The organism is Chitinophagaceae bacterium, assembly GCA_030053935.1.
In the GTDB taxonomy this organism is placed as follows: Bacteria; Bacteroidota; Bacteroidia; order Cytophagales; family JASGCU01; genus JASGCU01.
The window spans coordinates 1-5,936 of record JASGCU010000120.1 but is presented as its reverse complement, the minus strand read 5'-3'; the positions used below and the strand labels follow the sequence as shown (position 1 = coordinate 5,936).

The following is a 5,936-nucleotide window of genomic DNA, read 5'->3' as shown; positions in this document are numbered from 1 at the left end:
ACATACAAGCAAAGATTTACAAACTCAATAAAAAATCTTTACAAACTATTAAAGCCAGAAGGAAAAATTGTTTTCACTTTTCACAACAAAGAATTACCAATTTGGAATGCGTTTTTAAAATCAATTTCATTAGCTGGTTTTAGAATTGAAAAAGTTATTCATCAACAAAACAGAAGAACCGGCGACGCAAATGTTGCTCATCCTTATGGCACTTCGGGAACAGATTTTTATATCCGTTGTGTTAAGTCCGACGTACAAACCATTAAGACAGACAAAGACGAGTTTGAACATTTTGTTGTAACAAAAGCAATTGAAATAATTGCATTGAGAAATGAGCCGACACCATATCAGTTTTTATTTAATGGGGTACTAACTGAAATTTCAGGTGCTGGTTTTGATTTGGCTGGTTTTGATAGTAATATTCAACACATTTTAGAGGCAAATGTTGGAAAAATATTTAAGATAACAACAAATGGAGACAACAAAGCAGGTAACTATTGGTGGTTTACTAACCCGAAAGATTACATAAAATATCCAGACCGTCTTTTAACTGACAGAGTTGAAGAAACTATTGTCAATTTATTAAGACGAAAAACTTCTGTTTCTTTTGACCAAGTACTTGCAGAAATTTTTGTAAAATACCCAAATGGCTTAACGCCAGACATTAAATCAATTGACAAAATATTAAAAAAATATGCTTCACAATCAGGTGGAAAATGGTTGTATAGAACTATTGAAGTAGAAGCAGATTTTACAAAGCATACAGAGATATTAAAGCTCCTTTCAGACATTGGAAAAAAACTTGGCTACGAAATATTTGTTGGCAAGCGTGAGCAACCTGAAAACATAAACGGAAAAAAACTTGTTGATTTTGCCGACTATAATAATTTGAATTTTCTTTCCTATGACAAAGAGAAACTTGAAAGAATTGAAATGATAGATATGCTTTGGATTAACAATAACAAAATCGCCTACATTATTGAAGTTGAGAACTCAACCAAATTCACATCAGGTGTTCAAAGGGCATCTAATGTGGAAGCAGACATTCCAAAAATTATGGTACTCCCCGACAGACGAATACATGAATTTTTGGCAACTAAGGACCCAATGTTTACAGACAATTTTAAATCTTACCATTGGAAATATTTATTGTATAGTGATACTAAAAAACTACACACTACAAGAAAAATTGACAAGGAACTCATCAGCATTTGGACAAAAACTTTATGACGCAAGGAAAAATAGATATGTTGTTTTGAATTTTGTGGAACTACAGTTTTACTTCAAGATAACAAACCCCTATACCCATTTGGTTATCCTTATGCATATAAAATAAATCATCAACATCAGAACATAATTCATTTCAGAAAAATTTAAAAACCAAATGTATCACATCCATAGATGAAATATGCAAAATATCTAACACAAAAAGAACGGAAGGAGCTGCTCCTAATAAAAACTGTAAAACATCTTTCTTATCCGCATAATCCCAAGGATTTGGGTATTGCGTCTCTCCAAAATAAACACCTTCCCCTTCTTTATTGGTATTAGAAACTATGACCTGTATTTTATCACAGTGAGATTCTATTTCTGCTGTGAGAGATTCTTTTGTTTTATAATAATCAAAATACAGCACCGAAATAGGAGAGCAATAGCTTCTATCTTGCTTTAAGATTACAAAATCATTTTCTATAAAAAAATCTTGATTCATACTATACACTGCTCTGTGGTATTGATAATTATTATAGTATCCACTGTGGTTTACCAACCAAGAAAACCCCTCCATTGCTTCAAATAAAGCAGAAAAATTATAGTCGAGAGGAATAAATATCTGAGAAACATTCCTACACCCTAACCCAAAATAGGTGTGAATATCTGCACTGAGACCCTGTAGCTCTATTTTTGTCTCCTTGCCCGTAAGAATAGCAACGGAACTCCTGTTTTTTCTGATAATATGAGGAATTTTTGAAAAATAATATTCAAAATATCTCGCTGTATTATTACTGCCTGTGCCAATAAACATATCAATTCCTTTCAAAGAACTTTCATAATTCAAGACAGATTTATAAATGGGATTTATCTCTTGTAATTTTTCCATCAGAAAGGGAATAATAATGCTGTCATGAGAACTCTGTTTTATAATAGCATTATTATGAGTGATTAATACACAAAGTAAATCGTGAAATCCCACTGCGGGTATGTTCCCTGCCATTGCTATACCTACATTTTTTTTGGTGTTTTTTTCAAAATTATAAGCAGAGACCCATTTCCAAAGCATCTCGCCCTTCAAAAAATGAGAAATTCCCTCTAAGGCAGTATCTAAAAATCTATCCACGAACCATTTATTTTGCCTCTGTGCTTGTTCAAAAAGATTTTTTTTCTCTTTATGAGGAATACTTTTTATGTACTTCCCTAATTTAATGAAATCTTCTACCCTTGCTTCCAAATGGAACTTCTCTTCTGCCATTATGATGTATGAATAAAATACTTATTGGGATTCTCTTTTTTTTGTTACCTCTTTTATTATATCAAAAGCAATCTCTGCGGTTTTATTTTCCGAATCAATCATCGGATTTATTTCCGCTATTTCCCAACAGCATGTCTTTGCATGGGTTACCAATTCTCTATTGAGTATTTTTGCTTCCTCAGGAGTAATCCCTCCTATTACTGCTGTTCCTGTGCCTTTGGCAAAAAAAATATCCATACTATCTACATCAAAAGAAACATAGATCTGGTCGCATTTTGAGAGGTATTCTATCGTCATGGCAGCCACTTGCAATGCTCCTTTTTTACGAACATCGTCAGTAGTAAATACTTTTATATTATGGGTATTCATAAGGTATTCTTCTGCCTTTTCAAAGTCCCGAACAGAAATATACACAATGTCTTCATAGTTTATTTTAGCATCTTTTGTCCCTATTTTTTTTGCTTGCTTCCAAAGATGTATCACATCTGGATCGGGAGTATTTTCCATACATTCTGTATTATCAATGGCTAAAGCAAGAGCCAGTGGCATTCCGTGAAGATTTCCTGATGGCGTGGTATAAGGAGTATGTAAATCTGCATGGGCATCTATCCATATCACACCTAATCGTTTTTCAGGAAAAACATGCTTGATACCTGCGATAGTACCAAAAGAGGTGCTGTGATCACCAGCTAATACCAACGGAAAAGCATCTTCTCGTATGATTTTGGCAACCGCAATCTGGACCCTTTTTTGCAGCTCTACTATCTTTTTTATGTGTTTCGCAGTAGGAGAAGTAGATTTTTTGAACATAGGTGTATTATCTGATAAAACAACTACTTTGTTATGCTTCGTAAAAAAAGGAGACCTCTTTTTAATACTTGCAATTTTTAATGCATCTATGCCAAAACTGGCACCAGGCGTTCCCGCCCCTAATTCTGACTGAACTTCTATTATTATTACTTTTTTATTCATAGTATTATCTTTCGTTTTTGGATTTATTAAAGTATCCTAAAATGGTTTCTTTAAAACGCAAATTTATATAATTTTATAGAAAAATCCAAATTTATATATAAATTATGAATTATGAATTATGAACGAGAGTTAAAAACACTTCTCAAGGAACAAACAAAAAATTCCGAAAGAATACAATTATAGAATTATACGAACGGATATTTCTTAATATGGTAAAAAATATAAATAAATTTAAAGATAAATACAATAAGAATTACTCATATTACGCAAAAATATAATAAAATTTCATACATTATTTTAAATGTTTAAATAAACTGTACAGTCATTTGAATTCCAACATTATGAGAATGGAATGAAATTAAAAAAACCCAAAAAAAGTAGCATACATAAGGTATCATCCATTAAAATGTTAAAATAAACTTTTGAATATAATTTTTAGTGAGTTAACAACTTATAATTTATACATAAAAACAAAAAACAAAAATGAAAAAAAAATTTATAGTAATGTTTGCTATTGCTTTTGCAATAGGTAGTTATGAATGTAATGGACAAATAGTAAGTATAAGTCCATTTGATGCGACTTCTGAAGACAGCGTAGAGATAATATATGATGTTGCTTTAAGTGCAACGGGGATAAATACTCTTGGTATTACGGATACCTCCGTTTATATGCACAGTGGAGTAGTGATTACTCCTAATGGGACTGATTGGACAAGAACAAGAGGAAACTGGGGAGCTAATGATGGTGTGGGGAAGATGAAAAAGATAGCAGGAACGAGTAAATGGAGCATAAAAATTGTTCCAAGGAGTTATTATAGTGTTCATAACGACACTCCTATATATAGATTAGCGATGGTATTTAGAAATGCTGATGGGACTAAACAAGGAAAAGGAAATCCAGGAGTTTTTTTGGGAGGAGAAGTAGTTAATGGAGATATTTATGTCAATTTCCCTGCTCAATCTCAAATAGTTACTCTTAATCCCAAAAATGCAAGTCCCGAAGACAGTATAGAAATAATATATAATACTGCTTTAAATACCACTAATAATATCATTTTAGCAAGTAAAACTGCTCTTAACTCTACTGATACTGCTGTTTATATGCACAGTGGAATAGTGATAAACCCTAATGGAACTGGTTGGGCAAGAACAAGAGGAAACTGGGGAGCTAATGACGGTGTGGGAAAGATGAAAAAGATAGCGAGAACAACAAAATGGAGAATAAAGATTTTACCAAGGAATTATTATAATGTGAGTAGTGACACTCCTATATACAGATTAGCAATGGTATTTAGAAATGCTGATGGAACGTCTGTAGGAAAAGGAAATCCAGGAGTTTTTTTGGGAGGAGAAGTAGTTAATGGAGATATTTATGTCAATTTCCCTTCCCAATCTCAAATAGTCACCTTAAATCCTGTGAATGCAAATCCTGAAGACAGCGTAGAGATAATATATGATGTTGCTTTGAATACAAATAATACTACGATTCTAGGGGGTAGTACTGCTCTTAATGCTACTACCACTTCTGTTTATATGCACAGTGCAGTAATAACTACTCGTAATGGAATTACATGGGAAAGAACTATAGGAAATTGGGGTATGGATGATGGTGTGGGAAAGATGAAAAAGATAGCTGGAACAACAAAATGGACAATAAAGATTTTACCAAGAAATTATTATAATGTGAATAGTGACACTCCTATATACAAATTAGTAATGGTATTTAGAAATGCTGATGGAACGTCTGTAGGAAAAGGAAATCCAGGAGTTTTTGTAGGAGGAGGAGTCAATACTAATGGAGACATCTCTGTGAATCTTTCTGCTAGTAGGGTGGCTCAGAGTATTACTTTTGGGGCTTTGACAGATAGAACTTATGGATACACACCTTTTGTTTTACAAGCAAGCTCTTCTTCCAGTTTACCTATTGTATATTCTGCATCCAATACTATTATAGAAATCAATAGTAATACAGTAACTATAAACAGAGCGGGAACTGTCCGTATTACCGCCTATCAAAGCGGAAATAAAAATTATTTGACAGCAGATTCTGTGGTGCAAATTCTTACCATACACAAAGCATATCAGAGTGTATCTTTTGAAGCATTAGATAGCACTTTTGGACAAGCACCTTTTGTTTTACAAGCAATATCTTCTTCCAGTTTACCTATTGTATATTCTGCATCCAATACTATTATAGAAATAAATAGTAATACAGTAACTATAAACAGAGTGGGAACTGTCCGTATTATCGCCTATCAAAGCGGAAATGAAAATTATTTGACAGCAGATTCTGTGGTGCAAATTCTTACCATTCATCCCATTATGTACAAAGATATAGATAAAGACGGACTCATAGAAGTAAGCTTTATAGAACAATTAGATTTTATTAGATATAATCTTACAGGAACATGTAGTGTAGGAATTTGTAATGGGTATGAACTGACGAGAAACTTGGATTTTAGAGATTCTACTTCGTATAGAAATTATAGAAGCTATA

Annotated in this window: 4 protein-coding genes; 2 read left to right on the top strand and 2 right to left on the bottom strand. The window is 32.8% G+C overall.

The genetic code is table 11. The annotated features are described in order from the left end of the window. The coding region (locus QM536_09315; GenBank protein ID MDI9357207.1) for a hypothetical protein at window positions 1–1,230 on the top strand (1,230 nt) is incomplete at its 5' end. A 133-nt stretch (window positions 1,231–1,363) separates the two neighbouring features. Here QM536_09315 and QM536_09310 read toward each other — a convergent pair. Further along, the gene (locus QM536_09310; protein MDI9357206.1) at window positions 1,364–2,467 is read right to left on the bottom strand and encodes an acyl-CoA reductase; all 1,104 of its coding nucleotides are present in this window, start codon (window positions 2,465–2,467) and stop codon (window positions 1,364–1,366) included. 21 nt (window positions 2,468–2,488) lie between these two features. Continuing rightward, window positions 2,489–3,439, bottom strand: coding sequence for an arginase (locus QM536_09305; protein MDI9357205.1), 951 nt, complete (start codon window positions 3,437–3,439; stop codon window positions 2,489–2,491). A gap of 483 nt (window positions 3,440–3,922) precedes the next feature. Here QM536_09305 and QM536_09300 point away from each other — a divergent pair. Beyond that, window positions 3,923–5,936: hypothetical protein (locus QM536_09300; protein ID MDI9357204.1), on the top strand; the 2,014-nt coding region annotated here is incomplete at its 3' end.